The sequence below is a fragment of the Atopobium minutum 10063974 genome, from assembly GCF_000364325.1.
GTDB classification, from domain to species: domain Bacteria; phylum Actinomycetota; class Coriobacteriia; order Coriobacteriales; family Atopobiaceae; genus Atopobium; species Atopobium minutum.
Genome location: NZ_KB822533.1, coordinates 149,781 through 173,929 on the forward strand (window position 1 = coordinate 149,781; position 24,149 = coordinate 173,929).

18 protein-coding genes, 3 tRNA genes and 1 pseudogene are annotated in these 24,149 nt (G+C 49.7%); 9 read left to right on the forward strand and 13 right to left on the reverse strand.

Features of this window, described 5'->3' with window-relative positions; all coding sequences use genetic code 11:
• Window positions 1-233: 233 nt before the first annotated feature.
• Complete coding sequence (locus tag HMPREF1091_RS00655) at window positions 234-866, reverse strand: Fic family protein (protein ID WP_196792745.1); 633 nt, start codon at window positions 864-866, stop codon at window positions 234-236.
• Window positions 867-1,103: 237 nt separating this feature from the next.
• Window positions 1,104-1,352 carry a helix-turn-helix domain-containing protein gene (locus HMPREF1091_RS08535; protein WP_074667859.1) on the reverse strand — a complete coding sequence of 83 codons (249 nt, stop codon included), beginning with the start codon at window positions 1,350-1,352 and terminating at the stop codon, window positions 1,104-1,106.
• 291 nt (window positions 1,353-1,643) lie between these two features.
• Here HMPREF1091_RS08535 and HMPREF1091_RS00660 point away from each other — a divergent pair, with 291 nt between their 5' ends.
• Together HMPREF1091_RS00660 and HMPREF1091_RS00665 are read left to right on the forward strand one after the other, a co-directional pair.
• Window positions 1,644-2,681 (forward strand): coiled-coil domain-containing protein, encoded by a 1,038-nt coding sequence (locus HMPREF1091_RS00660; RefSeq protein ID WP_002562899.1) that lies wholly within the window; start codon window positions 1,644-1,646, stop codon window positions 2,679-2,681.
• A gap of 368 nt (window positions 2,682-3,049) precedes the next feature.
• Window positions 3,050-3,126, forward strand: a tRNA-Arg gene (locus HMPREF1091_RS00665).
• A gap of 151 nt (window positions 3,127-3,277) precedes the next feature.
• On the opposite strand, the gene HMPREF1091_RS00670 is transcribed toward HMPREF1091_RS00665, so the two are convergent.
• Both HMPREF1091_RS00670 and serS read right to left on the reverse strand, forming a co-directional pair.
• Window positions 3,278-3,592 carry a hypothetical protein gene (locus HMPREF1091_RS00670; protein WP_002562900.1) on the reverse strand — a complete coding sequence of 105 codons (315 nt, stop codon included), beginning with the start codon at window positions 3,590-3,592 and terminating at the stop codon, window positions 3,278-3,280.
• A 202-nt stretch (window positions 3,593-3,794) separates the two neighbouring features.
• On the reverse strand, window positions 3,795-5,078 hold the full coding sequence (gene serS, locus HMPREF1091_RS00675) for a serine--tRNA ligase (protein WP_002562901.1): 1,284 nt from the start codon (window positions 5,076-5,078) through the stop codon (window positions 3,795-3,797).
• A 107-nt stretch (window positions 5,079-5,185) separates the two neighbouring features.
• Between serS and HMPREF1091_RS00680 the strand changes: the two genes are divergently transcribed.
• Window positions 5,186-5,407: a DUF6724 family protein gene (locus HMPREF1091_RS00680; RefSeq protein WP_002562902.1), complete on the forward strand. Its 222-nt coding sequence runs from the start codon at window positions 5,186-5,188 to the stop codon at window positions 5,405-5,407.
• A 150-nt stretch (window positions 5,408-5,557) separates the two neighbouring features.
• On the opposite strand, the pseudogene HMPREF1091_RS08540 reads toward HMPREF1091_RS00680, so the two are convergent.
• Window positions 5,558-7,188: pseudogene (locus HMPREF1091_RS08540) on the reverse strand (malolactic enzyme).
• 195 nt (window positions 7,189-7,383) lie between these two features.
• Window positions 7,384-7,470, reverse strand: a tRNA-Leu gene (locus HMPREF1091_RS00690).
• A 106-nt stretch (window positions 7,471-7,576) separates the two neighbouring features.
• On the opposite strand from HMPREF1091_RS00690, the gene HMPREF1091_RS00695 reads away from it, so the two are divergent.
• From HMPREF1091_RS00695 to pknB, 6 genes are all read left to right on the forward strand, one after another.
• Window positions 7,577-9,349 carry a serine/threonine-protein kinase gene (locus HMPREF1091_RS00695; RefSeq protein ID WP_002562905.1) on the forward strand — a complete coding sequence of 591 codons (1,773 nt, stop codon included), beginning with the start codon at window positions 7,577-7,579 and terminating at the stop codon, window positions 9,347-9,349.
• The gene (locus HMPREF1091_RS00700; protein ID WP_002562906.1) at window positions 9,349-10,536 is read left to right on the forward strand and encodes an FhaA domain-containing protein; all 1,188 of its coding nucleotides are present in this window, start codon (window positions 9,349-9,351) and stop codon (window positions 10,534-10,536) included. The genes HMPREF1091_RS00695 and HMPREF1091_RS00700 overlap by 1 nt, the downstream gene beginning before the upstream one ends.
• Window positions 10,536-10,949 (forward strand): FHA domain-containing protein, encoded by a 414-nt coding sequence (locus HMPREF1091_RS00705; RefSeq protein WP_002562907.1) that lies wholly within the window; start codon window positions 10,536-10,538, stop codon window positions 10,947-10,949. Before HMPREF1091_RS00700 ends, HMPREF1091_RS00705 begins: the two co-directional genes overlap by 1 nt.
• Entirely contained in the window at window positions 10,946-12,352 is a 1,407-nt protein-coding gene (locus tag HMPREF1091_RS00710) for a Stp1/IreP family PP2C-type Ser/Thr phosphatase (protein WP_002562908.1), read from the forward strand. The genes HMPREF1091_RS00705 and HMPREF1091_RS00710 overlap by 4 nt, the downstream gene beginning before the upstream one ends.
• On the forward strand, window positions 12,353-15,196 hold the full coding sequence (locus HMPREF1091_RS00715) for an FtsW/RodA/SpoVE family cell cycle protein (protein ID WP_002562909.1): 2,844 nt from the start codon (window positions 12,353-12,355) through the stop codon (window positions 15,194-15,196).
• A gap of 76 nt (window positions 15,197-15,272) precedes the next feature.
• Window positions 15,273-17,114, forward strand: a complete 1,842-nt coding sequence (gene pknB / locus HMPREF1091_RS00720) for a Stk1 family PASTA domain-containing Ser/Thr kinase (RefSeq protein ID WP_002562910.1) — start codon at window positions 15,273-15,275, stop codon at window positions 17,112-17,114.
• Between the two features lie 79 nt (window positions 17,115-17,193).
• Here pknB and HMPREF1091_RS00725 read toward each other — a convergent pair.
• The 7 genes from HMPREF1091_RS00725 to purB form a co-directional block, all read right to left on the reverse strand.
• Window positions 17,194-17,269: transfer RNA gene (locus HMPREF1091_RS00725), tRNA-Arg, on the reverse strand.
• Window positions 17,270-17,416: 147 nt separating this feature from the next.
• Window positions 17,417-18,070: a hypothetical protein gene (locus HMPREF1091_RS00730; RefSeq protein ID WP_002562911.1), complete on the reverse strand. Its 654-nt coding sequence runs from the start codon at window positions 18,068-18,070 to the stop codon at window positions 17,417-17,419.
• Window positions 18,057-18,953, reverse strand: coding sequence for a phosphoribosylaminoimidazolesuccinocarboxamide synthase (locus tag HMPREF1091_RS00735; protein WP_002562912.1), 897 nt, complete (start codon window positions 18,951-18,953; stop codon window positions 18,057-18,059). Before HMPREF1091_RS00735 ends, HMPREF1091_RS00730 begins: the two co-directional genes overlap by 14 nt.
• A 53-nt stretch (window positions 18,954-19,006) precedes the next feature.
• Window positions 19,007-20,527, reverse strand: a complete 1,521-nt coding sequence (locus HMPREF1091_RS00740) for a sensor histidine kinase (protein ID WP_002562913.1) — start codon at window positions 20,525-20,527, stop codon at window positions 19,007-19,009.
• Between the two features lie 3 nt (window positions 20,528-20,530).
• Window positions 20,531-21,256, reverse strand: a complete 726-nt coding sequence (locus tag HMPREF1091_RS00745; RefSeq protein ID WP_002562914.1) for a response regulator transcription factor — start codon at window positions 21,254-21,256, stop codon at window positions 20,531-20,533.
• A 90-nt stretch (window positions 21,257-21,346) separates the two neighbouring features.
• On the reverse strand, window positions 21,347-22,564 hold the full coding sequence (locus tag HMPREF1091_RS00750; protein WP_002562915.1) for a twin-arginine translocation signal domain-containing protein: 1,218 nt from the start codon (window positions 22,562-22,564) through the stop codon (window positions 21,347-21,349).
• 22 nt (window positions 22,565-22,586) lie between these two features.
• Window positions 22,587-23,936: an adenylosuccinate lyase gene (gene purB / locus HMPREF1091_RS00755; protein WP_002562916.1), complete on the reverse strand. Its 1,350-nt coding sequence runs from the start codon at window positions 23,934-23,936 to the stop codon at window positions 22,587-22,589.
• Window positions 23,937-24,149: the final 213 nt, after the last annotated feature.

The following is a 24,149-nucleotide window of genomic DNA, read 5'->3' on the forward strand; positions in this document are numbered from 1 at the left end:
ATGAGCGTCTACTAGCGTTTTTGCTGGTAGACGCTTTGTTTTAGAAGCTTTAGAGAAGCCGTAAGAACGCACCCCTGCAGTGGTAGATAGTGATCCATATTTCATTACTTATTCTTTCATTTAATAGATTTTTTACTGTGCGACTCAGAGGATTTTTCGGCTTCAAATGCCTTTTGTGCTGCTTGAGATACTTCAAAAGCGCTTGGAATGCCAGCTTCAAATTCTTCTTGGCTTTATGCTTGTTCTTTCATTCGCAGCTTTTCCTGTACAGATAGGCTCTCTATAAGCTTCGCAAGTCCTTGTGTATCATATGTTTCTATCGCTTCAAGATAGCTGCTTTTCGATTCAACAGGAATAACGATAGGGGCAACCTTAGCAGCAATAAGCGCTCGGTTGAGTAGGATACGTCCAGTGCGACCATTGCCATCAACAAAGGGATGTATATGCTCAAAGGTAATGTGAAAGGCTGCCTCTTTCTCAAATATACTGTCATAAACTGTATGTACATGGTTATAAAGTAACTGTTGCATAAGCTGATTTATCTCAGAGGCTTTAGGTGGGACATACTCGCTTGAACGAATGTAAACCTGAGTCTTTCTATAGCCGTCAATGTCGTTGATATTCTTATTGATTTGTATAGCAATATCCTTAATAAGTCGCTCGGTAAGCTCCTCGTAAGGTTTTTGCAGAGCTATTTGAAGGGCATACTTATGGTTAATTGCATCGTAGAGTTCACGAGCAGTAGCATTTACTTTCATGGAGTTGTCGTTCCATAAAATCGCATAGGTATCTGCAAAAGAAAGCGTAGAGCCCTCGATGGCATTTGAGTGGTAGGTAAAGCGAGTAATAAAGTCTTCAAACCACAAAGAGTTGGTATGCATATAAGAAAGTATGTCCATATAATCACCAACCAAAAGCTTTATTGAAGCAAGAATACCATGATTGATTTCAATATATCGTACTGTTAACTTTTTTTATGCGAGCCACTGTCTGTCGCTTATGGTGGCAATGCTAAGAAACTTGCTGTTGACTATCACAACGAAGGATACATAAATTAGATACGTATAGATACCAATAGATATAAATATCTATTGGTATCTTTTTTAAAAGGTGGTGTTTTCAAATCTAAACAAGGATGAAACGCTTATATCTAATGCTTTAGCTAATCTATATAGAACATTAATTGTAATATTGGCCTCTCCATGTTCTGCGCGCCACAAATATTTATAGTCAATATTTGCCATATAGGCTAGGTCTCTCAATGATAATTTCTGAGATTCTCGTGCGGTGCGTATTGCATTACCCACTAGCCGTCTATATTGGCTTTCATTTATTTCCCCAGTTGTGTCCATATCTGGAGTTTATTGTTTAGTAAAAAAATGCCTGTTGGTATATAAACCAACAATTGCTACAATCATAAGAAAGCTGTACGAAAGCTAAAAAGTTATCTATAATTTGTTTTAGCTAACGCACTTTAAACTGCCCCTATATCTCGAGAGAAGGAGAAGATCTTTATGGGCCCGCGAAGAAAGTTCTTACAGCAGGTGTAGCAACGATTATGGCTACCGGCATGGGATTGTCTGCGGCAACATCCGCAATTGCAGAGACAACCACCAATTGCAGAGACAACCACCACGCCGGATATGGAGCCAAAGGTTGTTGATAATAAGCAGACGGTAAAGAAGGTTACCGAGCAAGACGTTACCGATGCTAAGAACAAGAGTGATGAAGCTCAGGCTAAAGCGGATAGCGCTAAGAAGGACGCTGAAGACGCCAAAGCTACTGAAGACGCAGCTAAAAAAGCACTGGATGACGCTGTAGCCCATCTCAAGGATGTTGAGGCCGGTGCAGCTAGCGATATCGAAGCTGCCGAAAAAGGCGTTACAGAAAAGCAAGCTGCCTATGATAATGCAGTTAAAGCTCGTGAAGAGGCAGAGGCACAGCTGAGCACTGCTAACGACAACTTTAAAACAGCTGTAAATGCTTATGCAACTGCAAAGGCTCAGCATAAGGAAGCTCAGGCTACAGTAGGAGACGCCGATCTAGCCTATAAGGCAGCTCAAACTAAAATTGAGGACACCGAAAAGGCTGTAGTTGCTGCCAAGTCTAATGCTGAGACAAAAAATAAAGAGCTTCAAGCTGCTCAGGATGCTTTGAAGGAAGCTGCTGCTAACGAGCAAAGCGCTAAGGCTGCTGCAGACAGTGCCGCTGAAGCACTCGCTAAGGCTAAGGAAAGCGTAGCTACCACGAAGGATGCTGAGTCTAACGCTGAGACTGCCCTGAAGGATGCTCAAGCCAACCTCGAGAACGTTAAAAATGAGGCTAACGATAAGATTGAGGCTGCTAAAAAAGATGTTGCAGAGAAGCAAACTGCCTTTGATGAGGCTCATGCAGCCGCTATCGAAAAGGCTGAGATAGCTGCTCAGTTGCAGGAGGATGCAAAGAACGCTTACCTGCACTATGCAACCCTGCTTGCAGAGTATAATGCTACTCACACACAGCAGACTGGCTCTAAGAAAACCGTTAAGCCAGCACCTAAGCATATGAAATCTGACAAATCAAAGCAGGCACTTCCAAAAACTGCTGATCCAGCAGCTTCTGTACAAGCACTTGCTGCAATGGGCGGTCTTGGTGTAGCTTTGGGCGCTGCAAAGAAGTATAAGGCTAAGCATTTCGCATAAATTTTCTTATAGGTACATGAAGTCAGGATATAGGATATAATTTATCTCCATGTTAGAGGCACCTACACAAGTAGGTGCCTCTTTTCTTACGCTTTAAATCTGAAAATATTTTAAACACTCAGACAACCTCTGTATATATGCACCAGAGTATTGAATCTGGAATACCCAATGCAGCAGTCAGGATTAGCAATGCCTAGTTATCAAATGGTGCCTTAAATAGGGTAATGGGGGTTTGCTTTATGCCTCACCCCGCATTTTATAACCATGGCATAAGCTTTTCATTTACCTAATGCTGTTTAATATTCAAAAAGTTAAATTCTTGCTTGACACCTTTCAGGACTGGTGGCAATATAGTTAAGCACACAGACGCGGCGTTACCTCAGCTGGATAGAGGGCCTGACTACGAATCAGGACGTCACAGGTTCGAATCCTGTACGCCGCACCAGTTGTAATTTCAAACCGGGTTTATCCCGGTTTTTTATTAGCGCTGTAAGCTATGAGGAGCCATAAGCCTATATCAAACTTATAGGCTTTCGCTGGCCTCAACGTACCACAATCTCGCTCTTATCCCCCCAGAGCGCTCCAGCACCGGCCTTCTAGGGTCTAAAGTGGGTAACACCATCCATTTGAGCAGCATAGCTATAGGTGATGCCCTCATGATCCAACAAATCCATCAGATCAGCTAGAAAATACTCCTCATCGCGCAGCTTTCCGAACACCACCTCAACAATATCATCGCGCTCATTCCCAAGCGCAGTAGCCACAAGGCAAAGCTTGTCTTTCCGGATGCGGATACTATGCACATAATGCTCACGGTCATATACGCCCACAACACCCGACCCAAAAAGTTCCTCAGTTATTTCTAAATCCCCAACCCTGTTTACAGATACACTTTCCAGCTTCCTATCCATACCAATCCTCTTATCTCCATCCTCTTTATGAGATAAGTATAGCAAATACAGAACATATGTTCTAGTACAAATACTCGCAGATCACAAATATCCCTAAAGCATGAATGCCTAATAAAAACCCTCCTCACCGTAGAAAACAATGAGGAGGGAAATGCACAAACTGCCCGTAAAAAGCATGCAAAACGTGTTAAGGTTGTTGCTCCTATTCAGGCATGATCTTCTCGATACCACCCATATAAGGACGAAGCGCCTCGGGAATAGTAATAGACCCGTCCGCATTTTGATAGTTCTCCATAATGGCAGCCATGCAACGACCAACCGCAAGGCCAGAGCCATTAAGGGTGTGAACCAGACGGGTTCCCTTAAACTCAGAGGGATCCTTGTAGCGAATATTAGCGCGACGCGCCTGGAAGTCCCAGCAGTTAGAGCAGGAAGAGATCTCCTTGTACGCATTGTAGCTAGGCAGCCATACTTCAATGTCGTAGCACTTGCGTGCCGAGAAACCAATGTCGCCCGTGCACAAAGTTACAACATGATAAGGAAGACCTAAGGCCTGTAGGATGGCTTCTGCTTCGGTCACCATGGACTCAAGCTGATTCATGGAGTCCTCAGGCTTGGCAAACTTAACCATCTCTACCTTATCAAACTGGTGAACGCGAATGATGCCGCGCGTATCGCGACCAGCAGAACCTGCTTCCTCACGGAAACAAGGGGTAAAGGCGGTGTACATCAAGGGCAGCTGAGAAGCATCCAAAATCTCATCACGATGGATATTGGTAAGCTGAACCTCTGCCGTAGGAATCAGGTACAAATTAGGCTCTACATGGTAGAGATCCTCATCAAACTTGGGGAGCTGTCCCGTACCAAACAAAGAATCATGATTGGTAATGACGGGAGTCCACCACTCTTTAAAACCTGCCTTAAGATGCATATCAATAAAGAAGTTGATAAGCGCACGCTCCATACGAGCACCCATGCCACCCAGCAGATAAAAACGAGTACCTGCAAGCTTTACGCCGCGATCAAAATCAATCATGCCCGTAGCAGGACCGAGATCCCAGTGTGCTTGAGGCTCAAAATCAAACTCACGAGGAGTTCCCCAGCGGCGAACCTCGGGGTTGTCTGAGTCATCCTTACCGTAGGGAACGCTCTCATCAGGAATGTTAGGAATGGCTGCCACCAGAGCAAAGAGCTCATCCTCTACAGAGCCGCGCTTCTCGTCAAGCTGAGCAATGCGGTCTTTGTTAGTAGACACCTGAGACTTTGCTGCCTCGGCCTCATCCTTTTTGCCCTCGCGCATGAGCTGGCCAATTTGCTTGGAAATGGCATTGCGCTCAGCCTGCAGCTGCTCTACCTCAGCAATGGTTGCGCGGCGCTGCTCGTCCAACTCAAAAAAACGCTCACAGTCCCAATGCGCGTTTTGCCTTGACTCACAGGCTTTATCCACGGCATCGGGGTTTTCTCGTACAAACTTAATGTCGAGCATCAACAGGCCTCTCTCGCTTAAAAATCAATGAATCATAGATGGTTAAAGTATATACTTGTATGTCATCTTACAAAGCGAGGCTTCAAAAGCATTGAGGGGCATTCCACATGGCTGCCATTGGCGATATTCTTAATTGGCTTTTTCATACACGTCCCGGCGTGGCATGTCTGTTGGCTGCTAGCGTTGTTATTTTTTCAGTTGTGGCCTTCGTTTCTGAAAAGCGCGGTCGCAAACGCTATTACAACCACGAGCGCTCCGATGACGACGCGGGCTGGAGCCTTTTTGATGATTCTACGTCTGACACAGACTCTGACGAGAAAACCAAGTAGCAGATACGTATGGAGACAAACAGCGGATGAAAGGTGACTTTCATCCGCTGTTTTACAGCGCAGTACAAAATTCTTGCTTATAGGACAAAGTCCTTGACGCAAAAAATCTAGCCGCAAAATTCTTCCTGCACAATTCTGGCTGACTGAGGATTACTGCTTTTGATACTTAGGCTCCCAGCGATACGCTGCCACGGCAGCAGCAACATCTTCCAGCTCTACCCCATTGAGCTTCTCGGCAAGCGCCTCTTGCGCAACCGCCTCTGCAACCGTGTTGGAGAATTGCGTCAAGAGTGAAACAGGAGGAATCGTTGCAGCACCGGATTTTGTGGTATCAACAAGACCGCCCAAGGAGTGTGCCGCCTGGGAGATCATGCCGTCAGTTAACAGACGAGCCTGCGACACAAGAACACCCAACCCAAGACCCGGATAGATTAACGCATTATTAGCCTGGCCAATCTCGTAGCGCACGCCCTGATACTCAACGGGATCCGAAGGAATGCCCGTTGCTACTAATGCTCGGCCCTCTGTCCAGGTGATAAGGTCTTCTGCCGTTGCTTCGGCAAGCTTAGTGGGGTTACTCAGCGGAAAGATAATGGGGCGGTGGGTGTGAGCCGCCATTTCTCTCACCACGGATTCGGTAAAGGCACCGTGAACTGTAGAGGTTCCAATCATAATACCGGGATGTACAGCCTTGACCACAGCCTCAAGATTGGTGAGCTCATCCGCATTTTCAAACTCAGAACGAGCGCGTGCAAATGGCTTTTGCTCGAGGGTTAGGGTATCGTCATCATCAAACAAGAGGCCTTGGCGGTCCACAAGGTAAAACTTCTTGCGAGCCTCTGTCTCAGACATGCCTTGGTCAATATACTCAGACAAAATACGGTTTGCAATACCTACACCTGCTGTCCCTGCGCCATAGCACAGATAGGTTTGATCGGTGAGTTTCTCGCCAGAGATCTCCAGTGCGCCTAAGATGCCTGCAGGCTAATAATGCCCGTACCTTCAATGTCATCATTAAACGTTGGGTGCTTGTTACTATACTGGTCCAGAATACGAGCCGCATGGTCTCTACCAAAATCTTCAAAGTGCAGGTAGAAGTAGCCAAATACCTTCTCGGCAGCACGTACAAAACGATCGACAAAATCATAATAAGGCTGGCCATGTTCCCGCTTTTTGTGAACCCCCAAATAGAGAGGATCATTGAGCAGGCTCTCACGGTCAGTTCCTGCATCAAGCACTACCGGAAGAACGCGGGCCGGGTCTATACCAGCTGCAGCGGTATAAACCATAAGCTTGCCAACGGAGATTTCAACACCATTGGTTCCCCAGTCACCAATTCCAAGAATGGCCCCTGCATCGGTGACTACCACCAAGTCAATCTCGCGACCGTCCGCAGCGCGACGCAGCACGTCCTCAATATTGGGAGTATCAAGCGTGAGATAAGCCGCCTGCTGGGGATCCATGAAACTTTGTCCATACTTCTCAATATCAATTGCGATAGTGGGGTCATAGACCACGGGCATGAACTCTTCCACATGCTGGCTAAAGAGGTAATAAAAGAGCGTACGATTTTTGCTAAAAAGATTCATCAAATAATGACGAGCAGCAAGCTCAGACTCACACGCCTTATATGCCTGATAGGCAAGCTCAGCCTGCTGGTCTATGGTCTGGATCTGGAGAGGCAAAAGTCCAACAAGTCCCAGGGTATTACGCTCTTGCTCATCAAAAGCCGTACCCTTATTAAGAAATGGATCTGCGAGTACCTCGTAGCCGTGCTTCATGTTGTACCCTCTTCGCGCTCAAAGCGTTTGTTGTATCGACAGCTTATTGTACTGCCGATAAGTGCGCTGCGCGACCATATACATCGATAAAAAGCTTATAGAGAAGGATTTGAAATGCGCAAGAATGAATACACGCGCTTAAATATTCATAATGCTAATAAAAAACCTCCGGTTGCCCAGAGGTATTTTGACATATGGTGCGGGCGAAAGGACTTGAACCTTCACGAGATTGCTCCCATACGCACCTGAAGCGTACGCGTCTGCCAATTCCGCCACGCCCGCATGCAGAGGTGATTTTACACCGAAATTTTGCCACATAGCAAGCTATAAGGGTAAAATATTTTAGAAAACACGACACAACCGCAGCTAAAACAAACAAGGAGGCGCCGTGCACGATCAATCGTATACCAATACTGTTTTGCGCCGCACTGCGCTTGAATCTCCAAATACCACCCCTGAACTCTTGCTTGGTCGCTATCGAATTTTGGAGACGAGAACAAACGGCGGTTTTGGCAAGGTAGAAATTTGTTGGGACACCCGCCTTCAGCGGAGAGTTGCCATCAAGTGCCTGCCCCTTTCTACGGAACAAAGCCCACACGTCTCTACCTCAACCATGCAAGAAGCACTTATGGAAGCGCGCACTGCAAGCATGCTGGCTCATCCCAATATTGTGACCATGTACGACTTTGAATGGGACGGTAACTATGCCTACCTTGTTATGGAGTATGTGGATGGCGTCAACCTCGCTGAGCTTCTCGCCCGCGTAGAAGGCGGTACTCTTACGGGAGATGAATGCGCACATATGCTGGACGGCATAGCGTCTGCCTTGGCTTTTGCACATGAAAACGGCGTATTGCACCTGGATATTAAGCCAGCAAATATCATGTTTGATCATGCAGGCACCCCCAAGCTTGCAGATTTTGGTATGGCAACACTGGCTTCGGCAGCCGGATATGGTGATGCCCGCGGCGGAACTATTGGCTACATGCCGCCAGAACAAATTGAAGGCGCGCTGGTGGATGAGCGCTGTGATCTGTTTTCGCTAGTTGTCTGTTTGGTACAGGCGCTCACGGGCACAAACCCCTTTTTAGCTCCCACGGCAGAAACTTCATCCAAGCTCATTTACAAGGGTGCAGAGGAGTACTTGGCACAACTGCGTTTAGACTTTGGACCCCAGCTATACGATGAGTTTGCACAGGCTCTAGCTGCAGATGTTACAAACCGCACTTCATCCATCAAAGCGTTTGTTAGCGCTGTTATAGAGATGCTTGGTAATACCACAGCCGGCAAAGCTTCTTTGGCGGAGCTTCTCAGTCAGGTGACCAACGATGAGCAGCCCGGCGCCGTAATGCATGGTAGACCGCTCACCCTACCGGAGCGCGTTCCTTGGCTTGCTCCTGTATTAGTGCGCACCACTATCGCAGCCCTCAGCTACCAAACAGCACAATTCGCAGTACCGTTTTTGGGACTTGCCGACAAAAACATCGAGCTCGTACTTGTTTGTGTGGTAACTGGTTTGAGTGCTGCACTGCCAAACTTTGGCTCAGCTTTACTGCTTGCCCTCTGCTTTGCTGCTCTGTGCACCGCAAGTAGCGCACTGAGCTATACCACCTTTGGCTTAGCCCTCATAGCTCTAGTCATCCCTGCAGCTTGGTGGATTTGCACTGGAAGAAAACATGGCACTGCAAGTCTTGCCCTGCTTATGCCCAGTGTTTTTTCTACGGGATTTGCGAGCGTAAACCTTGGCGCCACCTACTTAAGTCCCCTCCATGCCACGAGTACTGCCTGCGTAGGCTGGATTTTCTCGCAATATACAGCCGTTGCCCACATAAGCGGCCTTTCTCTGGACAGCGTAGGGCTTCTCATCCAGCGCTGGACCTGGCATCCCACGGCGCTCTTAGAGTTGCTCGGCTTTAGTCTGGCCGCAGGAATTGCCTCCATCCTTGTACATAGAGGCGGCAAACTCTTTGGCATTTTGGGGCATACCGTTGGTCTGCTTCTGGTTTTTTTCACTCTGTTTGTTCGTATCCGGGTGGAGAATGGCGGTATATGGTCCGCTCCCCCTATGTTAAGCATGCTTGTTGCGGTAATCTTGTTTGGATTATCGTGCTTGATTACTGTAATTTTCCAAACGCCCGGCACCCCGCTGGAGGTTGAGTAATGAACTTTCTAAATACCTTTGAATCGCGCATCGCGAGCATTTTTGGCGCGTCCGCAGAGGGCCAGGTCGCCCCATTTTCCTTTAAGAAACTGGCCAAAAAAACCTTGCGCGAGCTCAAAAATGAAACCTTAGTAATTAATGATGTGGACACCGCTCCCGCTCTTATTACCATTTTGGTTTCTGCAGATGATGACCTGCAGATGCGCCCCTTTTATAGCTCCATCTCAACCGAGCTGTCTCAACTGCTGGAAGCTCACGCCACTCAAAAAAATCTGACACTCGTGGGAACTCCGGTGGTTCGCTTTATGGTGGACCCAAACTTGCGGCGTGGCAAGTACTCTGTTTTTGCAGAAAACGTAGAGGCCGATGTTTTGGAACGCCTTCGTATGGAAGAAGCTGAGTTCCTAAGCGATAAGTTCATGACAAACGCAGCAAACAACGTCCCTGCCGCCAATGCACAGCAGCCTTCTCGCGCGCAAAACCACAGCCACAAAAAGCGTACGATGGAACCCCTGCCTGATCCCAAACCTCACGTTGCTTTGGATGACTCTGAGGCTGGACTCAATGTCATTCCTGCAAGTGAGACAAACAATCCCGTGGTGCTAAACACCAGCTTCCCTTCGGTACCCATGCCCACGCCAACGCCAATCATTCCTAAGACATCTGCCGCGGCAGCTCGTGCTGCCTCTGCAGATATGGCCGCAAACATCGCTGCAGGTGCAGCTGCTGCACAAGCCGGCGCCTCCGTTGCTGCCTCTGCTGCTCAGGCCGATGCCTCTGTTGCTCAAGCCAGCCCCGCTCCCGCACAAGCCGCTGGTACCGAGATGCCTAAAACGGTACGCCGTAACGTGCCTCTCGTAAATTCTCGCTCTCGTCATGTGTCCACAACTCAAACCCGCACTATCCAGGCACTGTTTATCAACCGCATCTCTGGCAAAACGTATCCTGTAGATGCGAGCGGTGTCATTGTGGGCCGCGAGCGCGCGAGCGCAAACATTGTGTTGCATGACCCCAATGTTTCGCGCAGCCATGCCCAAATTAGCTTTGACGGAGTTTCTTGGCACATACGAGACCTTAATTCCACCAACGGAACACAGGTTAACGATGTGGACATTGATGAATGCATTCTGCGCAGTGGTGATATGGTTACCTTTGGTCTTACCACACTTGAATTCAGGGAGGACTAATGATTGACCTCGTCCTGTTTGCCGGACGCATTCTTCTTGTTGTCCTGCTCTATATCTTTTTATCGTTCGTAGCTCACACAGGCGTTGGGCTCGTACGTGGACAACGCCGTGATGCCGCTATTTGGTGTATTGATGTCGAGAAAGGCCCTAAGCAGTTGCGCGGTTTGCACGTAGACGTTTTAGGCCCTGTTGTAGTGGGACGCTCACAATCATCCGATATCACCATTGCTGAACCCTATGTTTCTTCCACGCATGCGCGTTTTACCATCCAAGGCCCCGCCTTGGTGGCGGAGGATTTGGGCTCCACCAACGGTACGTATGTAAACGGTCATCCCATCACACAGCCGGTTACCTTGCGCGACAGCGATGAAGTGCAGATTGGTGACACGATTATGAGGGTTAGCCGCCGATGAGTGACAAGCTCAATCCTGACATAACGGCTCCGTTTTCCCCCATCGACCAAGCAGCCGCAGAGGAAAATGCGCATCCTGCAGCGGCTACTGAGCCCACGCAGGACGCCGGTGGTGCTCTGCCAACTGCAGCTACAGAATCCAAGCCAGAATCAAGGCCGGAGTCCAAACCGGAATCCAAGCCTGATGCCACTCAAGAAGAACAGCCTCGTACGCCGGTAAACGCTCCGGGCGTGCAGGCTATTGATGTCGAGAAACGCACTCATTCCGATACGGATACCGGAAAAACCCTTCAGCTTTCTTGGGGTGCTCGCTCCGATGTGGGACTGTTACGTGAGCATAACGAGGACTCGTTCCTTGTTCACGCACCTCTCTTTTGCGTATGTGATGGCATGGGCGGGCACGCAGCTGGCGAAGTAGCAAGCGCCATTGCCGTGCGCAGCATTGCAGAACATGCCCCTGCCGTTGCAGATGACGTGTTACTGGGCGCCTCGGTAGAGCTGGCAAACACCGCTATTGTCGATGGCGTACGTCAAGGCGTTGGTAAACCCGGCATGGGTTGCACCGCCACAGCAGCAATCTTAGAAAACAATCGTCTTGCCATTGCCCATGTGGGCGATTCACGCCTGTACGTGCTCCATGAGGGCACGCTTGTTCGCGTTACCCACGACCACTCCTTTGTAGAAGAGCTGGTGGATGCGGGAGAAATTACGGCAGATGAGGCCCGTACGCATCCTTCGCGCTCCGTTATTACGCGCGCGCTGGGATCGGACCCCAATATGTATGCAGACCGCTTTACGCTTGATATAGAAAAGGGCGATCGCATTATTATCTGCTCCGACGGCCTATCATCCATGGTATCCGACAGCGTTATCGAGGATCTGGCGGTCTCCAGTGCCACTCCCCAACAAGCTGCGGACAACCTGGTGGCTCAGGCCCTGGCAGAAGGCGGCTATGACAACGTAACCGTTATTGTAGTAGACGTTATCAATAGTGGCAGTGCGCTGTTTCATCGTCACGCACGCCGCCGTGTGTTCATAACTTGGCTTATAGCAATCCTTACACCTATCATGCTTCTTACCATGAGTGCTTGGTTTGTTGTACAAAACTCCTGGTATATTGGGACCAACGGTACCACCGTTGCCATTTATCAGGGGGTAAATTCTGCACCCTTTGGCTACAAACTCAGCACGCTTTCTGAAACCACCTCTATCAAGGTTGCCGATCTTCCAGAGGCCACGCAACGCCTGCTTGAGGAAGGCATCAGCGTTTCTGACCCAGAGACGGCACGCAAAACGGTAGAAGATTACCGCGACCAAATTACCAAAGAGAAGGACGAGGCGGCTTCTAACCTCGACACCATGAAAGCTCAAGATGCACAAACAACCTCGAAAGAGGGTGACTAAATGCCAACACCTTCTGGAAACTCAAGGCGTACCACCGAGTTATTGCTGCTCGGTTTGGCTGCCATTCCCGTAATTTTGCTCTATGCCTTGTACGTTCTTAATGCAAGCCTAACCGTGAGCCTCTCCACGCTCGCCGTGCCCATCGCTTTGTTTGTAGCGTTTGCAATCTCACATATTGCGGTGCGCATCGTTGCCCCAGAGGCGGATCCTGCACTGCTACCCATTGTATTTTTGCTTTCTGGCACCGGCATTACCTTTGTAACACGCCTTGCCCCCAATTTAGCAACCAATCAGCTCATCTGGCTCTTTGTCTCCATTGCAGCCATGATAGCCGTACTGATTGCCGTTCCCAGTCTTGAAGGTTTAAGCAAATACAAATTTACCATTGGCATTGTAGGCGTTGCTTTCTTGCTGCTTCCCATGATCATTGGTACCGAGAAGGGCGGCTCAAAGCTATGGCTTTCCTTAGGACCCTTCTCATTCCAGCCGGGCGAGATAGCCAAGGTGTTGGTGGTCTTGTTCTTGGCAAGCTATTTTGCCGATAACCGCGAGCTCTTGAGTGCCTCTACCAGACAGATTGGTCCTCTGGCCATCCCTCGCTTACGAATGCTTGCTCCCGTATTTATTATGTGGGGCATTAGCCTTTTGATTGTTGTATTTGAGCGTGACCTGGGAAGTGCTCTGCTGTTCTTTACGATCTTTGTCGTGATGCTCTATGTCACAACGGGACGTATGTCCTACGTCATAGTGTCTGTATTACTGCTCTGTATTGGTGCATCTGCTTGCTACCATCTCTTCTCGCACGTACGAGTACGCGTAGATATTTGGCTTGACCCGTGGAAGGATCCTTCCGGCAAAGGCCTGCAAATCGTCCAATCGTTGTACTCGCTTGCAGATGGTGGCATGCTTGGCACAGGTATTGGCCGTGGACTGCCCGGCCTTATCCCCGTCGTTGAATCTGACTTTATCTTCTCGGCTCTTGGTGAGGAACTCGGGCTTTTGGGCAGTGCTGCCATTCTCATGCTCTATATTCTGCTTGCCGTTCGCGCCTGCGCTACGGCTGCGCGCGCTAAATCAGATATGGCTGCTTTTACCACGGTTGGCTTGATTACCTCTCTATCATTCCAAGCTTTCCTCATCGTTGCTGGCGTTACTCGCTTTTTGCCCCTTACAGGTGTAACCCTGCCCTTTATTAGCCAAGGCGGCAGCTCGTTGTTGTCAAGCTTTATCATTATCGGCCTCATCTTACGTGCAGGCGATGAGGCGACCGGTCGCAATGAGGAACTTCAAGGCAGCGGCACCATCAAACAAACGGGAAAACGCTTTGCATCGGTAGCACATGGTAGCCACGTACGTGGACGCTTTGGCCTACAAACACCGGAATCTGGTGTGCTGGGGCGCGTTGCCTTAGGCAACCGTCTTACCCTGCTTATCCGTTCGTTTACCTTGCTGTTTGCACTTCTTATCGCCAACCTGACCTATGTTCAGGTCATTCAGGCGGCCAATTATCAAAACAAGCCCGGTAACAACCACACCATTGCCAAGAGTGCCTTTGTACAGCGTGGTGCCATTCTCACCTCTGACGGGAAAACCTTAGCGGAGAGCATCAAACAAGAAGATGGTAGCTATCAGCGCAGCTATCCTGCTGGCAGTCTTGCAGCACATACCGTGGGCTATCTCTCCACACGCTATGGCGCAACAGGCGTTGAGGCCTCACTCAACGAAACCCTTACCGGACATGCGGATTACTCCAATTGGCTCAGCGCGCTCTATTCTCTATCTGGTGCCCGCATCCCCGGCAACACAGCAATGCTTACCCTGGATTCGCGTATCCAACAGGCAGCAGAAGACGCACTCTCCGGACGCGTTGGCTCCATTGTTATTCTCAATCCCACTACGGGTGCTGTTTTGGCAAGCGCCAGCTCCCCCACCTTTACCTACGATACGATCGCTGAGCTTATTGCTCACGATGACGGCTCAGGTGCCCTGATCAATCGTGCCACCCAGGTGCGTTACGCTCCAGGCTCTACCTTTAAGCTGGTTTCACTTGCAGCTGCACTGGATTCCGGTGTTACCACTTTGGACACCACCATAGAGGCGCCTGCTTCCATGGATATTGGCAATGCCAAGGTTACGAATGATCATGACGCGGATTACGGCACCATTAGTCTGCAAAAGGCCCTTGTGGTGTCTTCCAACACAGCATTTGGCCAGGTAGGAACCAAGGTTGGACCAGACCGCCTGGTCTCCTACGCCAAGGGCTTTGGCTTTGAAACCCAACTTGGCCAGGACTTCTCATCGGTCTCATCCGTGATGCCAACGCCCAGTGAAATGACGGAATGGGAAACCGCTTGGGCAGCCTGTGGACAGCCAGTTGGTGAACACAACAGTCCCGCAGGACCTCAATCCACCGTCATGCAAAATGCTGTTATTGCAGCAGCTATCGCAAATGGCGGCATTGTAGAAAATCCGTATATTGTCTCAAAGATTTTGTCGCCAGAAGGGGCTACTATTGCCAGTACCGGCACCAAGTCCTTGGGACAGGCCATCTCTTCTGACACCGCAGACGCTCTTAAACAAGCCATGCTTGATGTTGTAACCAGCGGAACAGGTACAGCAGCCCAAGTACCAGGAGTAAAGGTTGCTGGTAAAACTGGTACAGCACAGGTTGGAAATAGCAAGATAAATTCTTTGTTTGTTGGATTTGCACCTTACGATAAGCCCACCATCGCAATTTCCATTTGTGTTGAAGGGGCCAGCAATGAAGACATCGAAGGCCTTGCGGCACAGCTTGCTGGAAAAGTTTTGAGACAAGCGCTTCAAGCTCAATCCGAAGGAGCATAACCGTTACACTAGGGGTATATCCCCGCACATGGATTGGAATTGTACTTTAAACGCACTCGGCGGGATGGGAGAGAAAATGCCGTCAACTGTTCTTGGTGGCCGTTACACGGTCCAAGATAAAATAGGCACGGGAGGCATGGCGGTTGTATATCGCGGCCTCGACAACGTGCTTGGTCGAACCGTAGCAATCAAAACGATGCTTCCTCAATATGCGTCAGATCACTCCTTTGCTGCACGTTTTAAGCAGGAGGCGCAGGCGGCAGCAGCGTTGCAATCCCCCTATATCGTCTCTGTGTATGACTGGGGCAAAGACGGCGATACCTATTACATTGTGATGGAATACCTCCACGGCACAGACCTCAAGAGCGGCATTCGTAAGCATGGAGCGCTGGACTGCCGTAAGGTCGCCCAGATTGGCTCTCAAATTTCACAGGCCTTATCGGTAGCCCATCGTCATGACATTATTCACCGCGACATCAAGCCGCAAAACATCATGGTACAGCCCGATGGCAACATTAAGGTCATGGACTTTGGTATTGCGCGCGCTAAGAATAGCCATCTTACTACCGACAATAACGTGCTGGGCACCGCACATTACGTATCCCCCGAGCAAACACAGGGCAAAGTCCTTGGGCCGACCTCTGACATTTACTCTTTGGGCATTGTGATGTACGAAGCTGCCACCGGTCGCGTACCTTTTGAGGGTGACGACGCAATTTCTGTTGCGCTCAAACAAGTTAACGAGCAACCCGTGGCTCCAAGCAAAATCAATCCTCGCGTAGATCAGCAGCTTGAGGGCATCATCCTTAAGTGTATGCAAAAGGATTCTGCCGCTCGCTTCCAATCCGCAGACGAACTCTCCCGCGTTTTGCGTGATTATCTTGCTGGCCGCATGTCTGCTGTTGCGGATGCAACTTCTGTTATAAACGTTGCCGGCACAGCCGACGGTACAACCCAAACCATGCACATGGCCACCCCTTTGATTCCTGCTGCTAATCGCCCCAACGCAAACAGCGCAAGCCGTAACTCCGCTGGCCCAACAAAATCCGCTACAGAGCAAGCAGCACAGCGTGCCAAAAAGCGTCGCAACATTATGCTTATTACCATGGGTGTAATCGTTGTTGCAGCTATTGCCATCTTTGCAGCATGGCAGCTGTTGGGCAACCAAGCTTCTCAGATGCAAAAAGTACCTAATCTACTTAACCTCACGCAAGAACAGGCTGTCCAGCAAATTAACAATACTAAGTTCTTTGAGGTAGGAAACATCAAGGAAGAGTACTCCAGCAGTATTGAACAGGGCAAGATTATTGACCAAGACCCCAACTCAAGTAAGACTGCTCCAAAGGGCACCAAGATTAACCTGGTAGTTTCTAAGGGAGCAGAGCCAGCATCTAAGGTTAAGGTTCCAGACCTATCCAACATGACGCCCGCAGAAGCAGAAGCAGCACTGAGCGCCGTTGGCCTCAAGGCGCAAGCGGGCGAATCGGTGCATTCTAACGATATCGAAAATGGTCATATTGCGGCACAAACACCCGCTGCAGGCTCCACTGCAAAAGAAGGAGATACGGTAACTTATCAGATCTCCCTTGGCGCGGATGAGGTATACGTTCCCGCTTTGCAAGGTGCTTCTTTAGAAAATGCAAAGAGCTCGCTCACTACGGTTGGTCTCACCGTGGGTAACATAAGCTATGACTACAGCAGCTCCATTCCTTCTGGCTGCATAATCTCTGCCTCTCCTACCGGCAGCGTAGCTAAGGGCACGGCAATTGACCTCAAGGTATCTAATGGTCCCAAGCCCAGGACCAACACCGAGAACAACAATAAGCAAAACGGTTCCAACTCAAACGGTAACAACAGCTCAGAAACCAAGAAACCGGGATCTGATCCGGGCAACTCAAGCTCGAGTGACAGCCAGTAAGCTGCCGATAAAAGCGCCGTACACGCAAGTACCTCTATATGCAAAAAGCCGGACAGTATGTCCGGCTTTTTTGTTTGCTTGGTGCCCCCGAACGGATTCGAACCGCCGACACCAGGTTTAGGAAACCTGTGCTCTATCCCCTGAGCTACGAGGGCAAGGTGACACTATCGTGCACTGCTACGTGCTATCGTGTGCATGCACATTTTACATCATGCGCGCCAAAGATGTGTTGCGCGCAAAACCGCACCACAGACTCACTCACAAGAACATCCGCAAAGTCGCTCGCCAGCGTACCCACAAGGTTACTTTTTCTTGCGATCCTCTTTACGGCTCTTTGTCTCTTGCTCGGCAATATCATCCTTAATGATGGAGTCAATCTTTTTGGCACTCATACCGCGTACACGAGAGTCTGCCAAATCACGCAAGGGACGAATGCGAATATAGTCATATATAAATGCGGCAATGATACCGGCATACGCAAGCACAAGCATGACCAAAGAGGCCTTGCCCCAAGGAGTGCTAAAGTCTGCAGAAGTTCCCTTTGGCGCCACATACATAAGTGCAAAAGAAACAACCGTGCTCAGCATGCCAACAATAATGAGTGTCCACCACAGCCTACGCTTACGGCGATACTCCTCATTCTTGTTAAGTACGATATTGGATGCAGCCACCAAACGATCGCGCGCCTCATTTTCCTGACGACGAATTTCCTTGCGCTGCTCCTTGGTAAGATGCGTAGTTGAACCAGCCTTCTTGTGTGTCTTGCCACCACCAGCAGCAACTACGCGTACGCCAGAAGCCGCTTCACGTGCAGGCTTTGCGCGGGCAACAGAACGCTTCATAACGCCACTGGACGTTTGTTCCTCATTCTCGGCTGTCTTCTCGCTCTTAGGAGAGGCGCTACGCGTTGCCTCAAACTCCTCACGAGCTCCTTGCAATGTATCACGCCAAGACATGTGACTCCTTCACAGGAACAAACGGCTGACCCGTAATGATTTCATACGCTTCTTGATAGCGCGTTGACGTACCCTCAACGACCTCGGCTGGCAGGTGAGGAGCTGTACCCGTCATATCCCAGTTTGCCTTAAGCCAATCACGCACATATTGCTTGTCGTAGCTGGGCTGCACCTTGCCAGGCTCATAGCCCTCTGCAGGCCAAAAACGGCTGGAGTCCGGAGTAAGCGCTTCGTCAATAAGCGTGAGTTTACCATCAATAATGCCAAACTCAAACTTGGTATCTGCAATGATGATGCCACGCGTTGCAGCATATTCTGCCGCCGCTTTATAAATTGCCAACGATGCATCACGGATCTGTTGAGCCAGCTCTACGCCAATGATCTCGCAGCAGCGCTCAAACGAGATATTCTCGTCATGGTCACCCAACTCCGCTTTGGTAGAAGGCGTAAAGATAGGCTCGGGCAGCTTGGATGCCTCAACCAGACCATCGGGCAACCTAATACCACAAACCGTTCCATCCTCATCGTAGGTCTTCTTGCCAGAGCCTGTAAGATAACCGCGCACAATGCACTCTATGGGAATGGTCTGTGCCTTTTTTACCAGCATGGCACGACCATTCAAGTACTCAGCATACTGGGCATAGTCTTGGGGGAACTGCGCGGTGTCCATGCTCAGCAAATGATTGGGAATAAGATCAGCAAATTTATCAAACCAAAAGGCGGAAATGCGTGTGAGAATTTCTCCTTTAAAAGGAATCTCATCAGGCAGAATAAAATCAAACGCACTAATACGATCACTTGCTACCATGAGCAGGCTATCGCCACAATCATATATGTCACGAACCTTACCGTGAGAGTCGGGACGCATATCCATAGCCGACATTTGCCATCTCCTTACGCGTTATACGCATTGTTTATCGATAAGCCCGGTTGGACCTATTCATCTATTGTAGCGGACGAGAGTTCAGAAGGACGATACTCCCGAGGAAGATGTAAGGTAAATGTAGTACCTTTTCCAAGTTCTGACTCTACCGAAATATAGCCGTGGTGCCTATCGACGATTTCTTTGGTAACCGCCATGCCAACACCAAGACCGCCGGACACGCGTTCACGACTTGCATCAGAACGCCAAAAGCGGCTAAAGACACGCGAAAGATCTTCTTTTGCGATGCCAATGCCGGTATCAGAAACCGAAATCCAAACATCATTGCGATCCTGACCAACCTCTACTACAACCCACCCACCCTCAGGGGTGTAGCGCAGAGCATTGGACATAAAGTTAATGACTGCCTGGTTAATCATATCCCGGTCAACCTCGGCATAGACCTCTTCCTTAGGTACCTCGGTCACAAAGCGCAAGCGCAGTTCCTTATCGGCAAACAGCTGCTCTTGGCTGGATACAATACCGCGCACCAGACCTACGAGCTCGGTCTTTGTTGGGTTCATCTTTGCGGTACCGTTTTCCATACGGGATAGCGTAAGCATGGCACTTACCAGGCGAGAAAGGCGTCGCGTTTCGGAGGCCAGCGTTTCCAAGCGCTCATCATCACGGGGCAACACACCATCCTGCATGGCCTCAACCGTAGCAAGCATTGCCATGAGCGGCGTGCGCAGCTCATGGGCCACATCGTTGGTAAGACGACGCTCCAGCTGCAAATCTTTCTCCAGAGAGTTGGCCATATCATCGAAAGTCTCCCCCAGCTGGCCAATCTCATCTTTACCCGTAAGACCACTGCGCGCAGACAGCTCGCCGTTGCGAATCAGTCGTGCTGTAGAGGTAATCCTGCGAATTGGCTCCGCAAAGCCCCGAGAGATAAGATAGCCAATCACGCTGGCGATAAGCACCGCAATAACAGCAGCTAAACCAATTGCCATGTACGAGTTAGTACGGAAATCTGCATCGTTTTTGGTAAGGAAGGTATCCGAGCCGTTAACCCAGATGCGTACCTCACCCACTTTGACATTGTTAGAGGTAATAATATCTGCGGAAACCACGCTATTGCCGTCTTTAGAGTTAAGGGCTGGTACAGAAGAGCTGGCACGACCGACCTTATCGCTCAGATAAATGATCAGGCCGTCCCTATTAAGGACTTGCACGCCCACGTCGGTAGAATAGCCAACCGTAGTGCCAACCGATGCGAGTACATCATGTGTCCAGACATCCCCGGCGGCCTCATATTCTTGTGCCAGCACGTTAGCCGTAGCCGCAGCTACTCGCTCCATATTGGCACGCGTGTAACGCTGAAATTGAGCTTCCCACACAATGCCCAGCACCACAAGCAAAACAATAACGCTCATGATTGCCATTGCAGAAAAACCAAGGGTTAAGCGGGTGCCAAAGGTATCACGCGTGGCTTGGCCATGACGCGTTGTCTTCCATGCAGCCTTGGTTGAGTCAGAAAAGGACTCGCCCATGTTTTGCTGGCGAGTCCTTTTTCCTATTACAAAATTAGCCATGCGCTACTTCTCGTCTGTGGTTCCAGCTTCCTTATTACCGCCCTCAAAGCGATAGCCTACACCATGAACGGTATACAACCAACGAGGTGAACGAGGGTCATCGCCCAACTTGGCACGCAGGTTCTTTACGTGAGAGTCAATCGTGCGCTCATAGCCCTCAAAATCATAGCCCAGGACCTTCTCGACAAGCTCCATACGGGTGTACACGCGTCCTGGATAGCGAGCCAGGGTGGTAAGCAGCTTGAACTCGGAGGCGGTCAGATCAATTTCAGCGCCCTCAACGGTGACCTTGTGACCGGAAATATCAATGACTAAGCTACCAAAGTCTAGCACCTCTACCTGGGGCTCTGCCTCTGCATGGGCACGACGCAACAAAGCGCGGACACGTGCCACCAGCTCACGGGGCGAGAAGGGCTTGATAAGATAGTCATCTGCACCCAGCTCAAGGCCAACAATACGATCCTCTACCTCGCCCTTTGCGGTAAGCATAATGATGGGCACATCAGAGGTATCGCGGATGGCGTGGCATACACGCTCTCCCGACAGCTTGGGAAGCATAAGGTCAAGAATGATAAGGTCAAAGCCATGCTTTTCAAACTCTTCCATAGCAGACTGGCCATCACCTACGCCACGAACCCAGTAGCCTTCACGCTCTAGATACGCTGCAACGGCATCACGAATTGGCTTCTCATCCTCTACAAGCAAAATCTTTTTTACATCCGAAGACATGTTGGTCTCCTCTTATACTTTTACTCATCAATCCATTGGTGCAAAACTACTGTAGCTTTACATTCTAACGCAGGTTAATAAAATTTTCATCTACGACAAGGCAAAAGACCTTACGATAACAACAGACGGATACCCGGTACCCTTGTTCTTTATAGTTGAGTACGTTACAAATTCATTGGTTACGCCATCGCGAGCGGGATATTCTCCGTAGTCCAACGCACGGTCATTTGCAGGCAAGATAGCGTAGGTTTTTGCAGCGGTATCCACCACAAAATATGACGCCTTACTCTTAATAAAATACACGCCTGCCTCTGTACCGCTCACAACAGCAGCCGGCTCGCGTGACAGCGCAATAAAGCCGTTGGAATTGTTGCCAATATACGTGCCCATCTTGCCCAGCAAGCCGCCCGAATTATAGTTAGCTTCAATGGAAATAACAAAGGTATCGCCAATGCGGGTGGCATAAAAAGGCTTGACGCCAACCGGCAAAATAAGTTGGTCTACCTGGGAAGAAAGGTCATTGCTCAAGTCATAGGTGGTTACGCCATACAAAACACCTTGCTTGGAGGAGACGCGTGGCACAAGCGTAATGGTGGATCCAGAAACAGAAGGAGCCATGCCAAAACGACCAGCGCTTTCTACCACAGAGGTAGCTTGTGAGTCTCCTAAATTCCAAAGGTAGCCATTGGAATTTTCTGCGGAATGCTTTCCCGAAGCAGAGGGTATAACCTGCCAAAACACCTTGGTACCCGATACGGCCATCTGTGGCGGATCATAGGAATCATCCGCTTCCCACAGCTTGGAAGCACTACCCGCAAATGCGCCACCCTCAAGTTTTGATGCATACAATACCCAGGCACGCGTAATGAGGTTAAGCTCTACCCACGCATAGGCGCTATCAGAGCATGCAACGTCATAGACAACCCAACCAGAGCCATCTGTGGTAATGCACTTAGGCACCACGTCGCTTAGGTTTCCCGATGCTGTCGAGAAAACCGAGCCCTTGATAGGCTGCGTTGCGGTATCTCCCGTTGCCATCACAGGCAGCCAGCTACCCTCGCCCGTATGGATTACCGTTCCCAGTGGCAAGGACCAGGAACCTGACTGTGCGTAGGGAAGATCTACCTCTTTGTACTCATCCAAAATGCTTGTTGCCGCATTATCGTCCAACACCGTAGGCGCTTTGTTTGTATCATCCGCGGGGTGCTTACAGCCAACAAGCGTGTTAAGAGAAACGGCCACCACTCCCGCAGTGGCCGTACCCTTCAAAAAACTACGACGAGTAATTCCAGCGTACTTTTTGGTCATACGAGTCCTCAAAACTTACTTGCTAGTCCTCAAAACTCACCTGTTCAAGGCGGTCAAACACAATGCCAACACGCGTGAGGAATGACTGGGGGTCAAAGATATTTTTGAGCTCTTCGGCGCTTAATGTACAGCGCTCATCTGCCTCAAGCTTCTCGCAAAACGTGCTACCCGGCTCGCACTGCTGAATCTCACGCCAGGTTGCCATAGCGTTTTCTTGCACAATCTTGTAAGCATCCTCGCGAGTAATCCCTGTATCCACCAGATGAAGTAACACCTTCGACGAGAAAATCAATCCGCGCGTCTTATTGAGGTTAGCCATCATTTGTGCAGGGTACAGCACCAATCCGTCAACAATACGGATTAGGCAGCTAAACATATGATCCAGCGCAATAAAGCTGTCTGCCAGAGCTACACGCTCGGCCGAGCTGTGAGAGATGTCACGCTCATGCCAAAGAGCAACGTTATCAAACGCAACCTGGGCATTGGCTTTTACCACACGCGAAAGGCCGCAGACCTTCTCGACAGTAATGGGATTGCGCTTGTGTGGCATAGCGGATGAACCCTTTTGCCCCTTGCGGAATGGTTCCTCTGCTTCCAGCGTATCTGTCTTTTGCAGATTGCGAATCTCTGTTGCAATACGCTCACAACTGGCTGCCACCGTTGCCAAAACGCCTGCTAAATAGGCATGATGATCACGCGAGATAACCTGCGTAGACAAAGGATCATGCGACAGGCCAAGGCGCTTGCATACATACTCTTCTACCGCAGGGTTAATGCTGGAATACGTACCCACCGCACCAGAAATTGCACCACAAGCAACATTTTTGCGCGCATCAATAAGGCGGTCCAGATTACGACGCAGCTCCCAGGCCCAAGAGCCAAACTTCATACCAAAGGTCATAGGCTCTGCATGGATGCCGTGCGTACGGCCAACACATATGGTGTCGCGCTCCTCAAAGGCGCGGCGTTTGCAAATGGCTCCCAGCTTGCGGCAATCCTCGATAAGAATATCAGTGGCTTGAACCAGCTGATAGCACAGGGCGGTGTCGCCCAGGTCAGAGCTGGTCATTCCGTAATGAACCCACCTACTTGGCTTAGGATCACCTTCGGGAACCTCGGCATCAATGTAGGATGCCATATTGGTGAGAAAGGCAATGACATCATGGTTGGTGGTTGCTTCAATCTCATCTACCTCGGCCTTGTTAAACTTTGCATGATTGCGGATCCACTCAGCCTCTTGGCGCGTAATGCCAGATTCGCCCAACTCAGCATGAGCCTCGCAAGCCAGCACCTCAATTTCTTGCCAGATGCGGTACTTGTTCTCAAGCGTAAATACGTGACCCATTTCGGGGTGAGTATACCTATCAATCATGCGTTGTCCTTTCGAGGAGAGATGCAAGCTAGAATGCCCTTTGATTGTAACCCGAGCTAAGACGGGCTTAAAACCTTCATATAGGACTACATCGAATTCATGGTGTGCGCAGTTGATACGTAAACAAAGAGACAGGCGCGGTGATCTGTTTTGACAAGTGCCTATAAAATTTAACTGAATGTGCAACAAGCTTACCAAATGTCTCTATTTTAT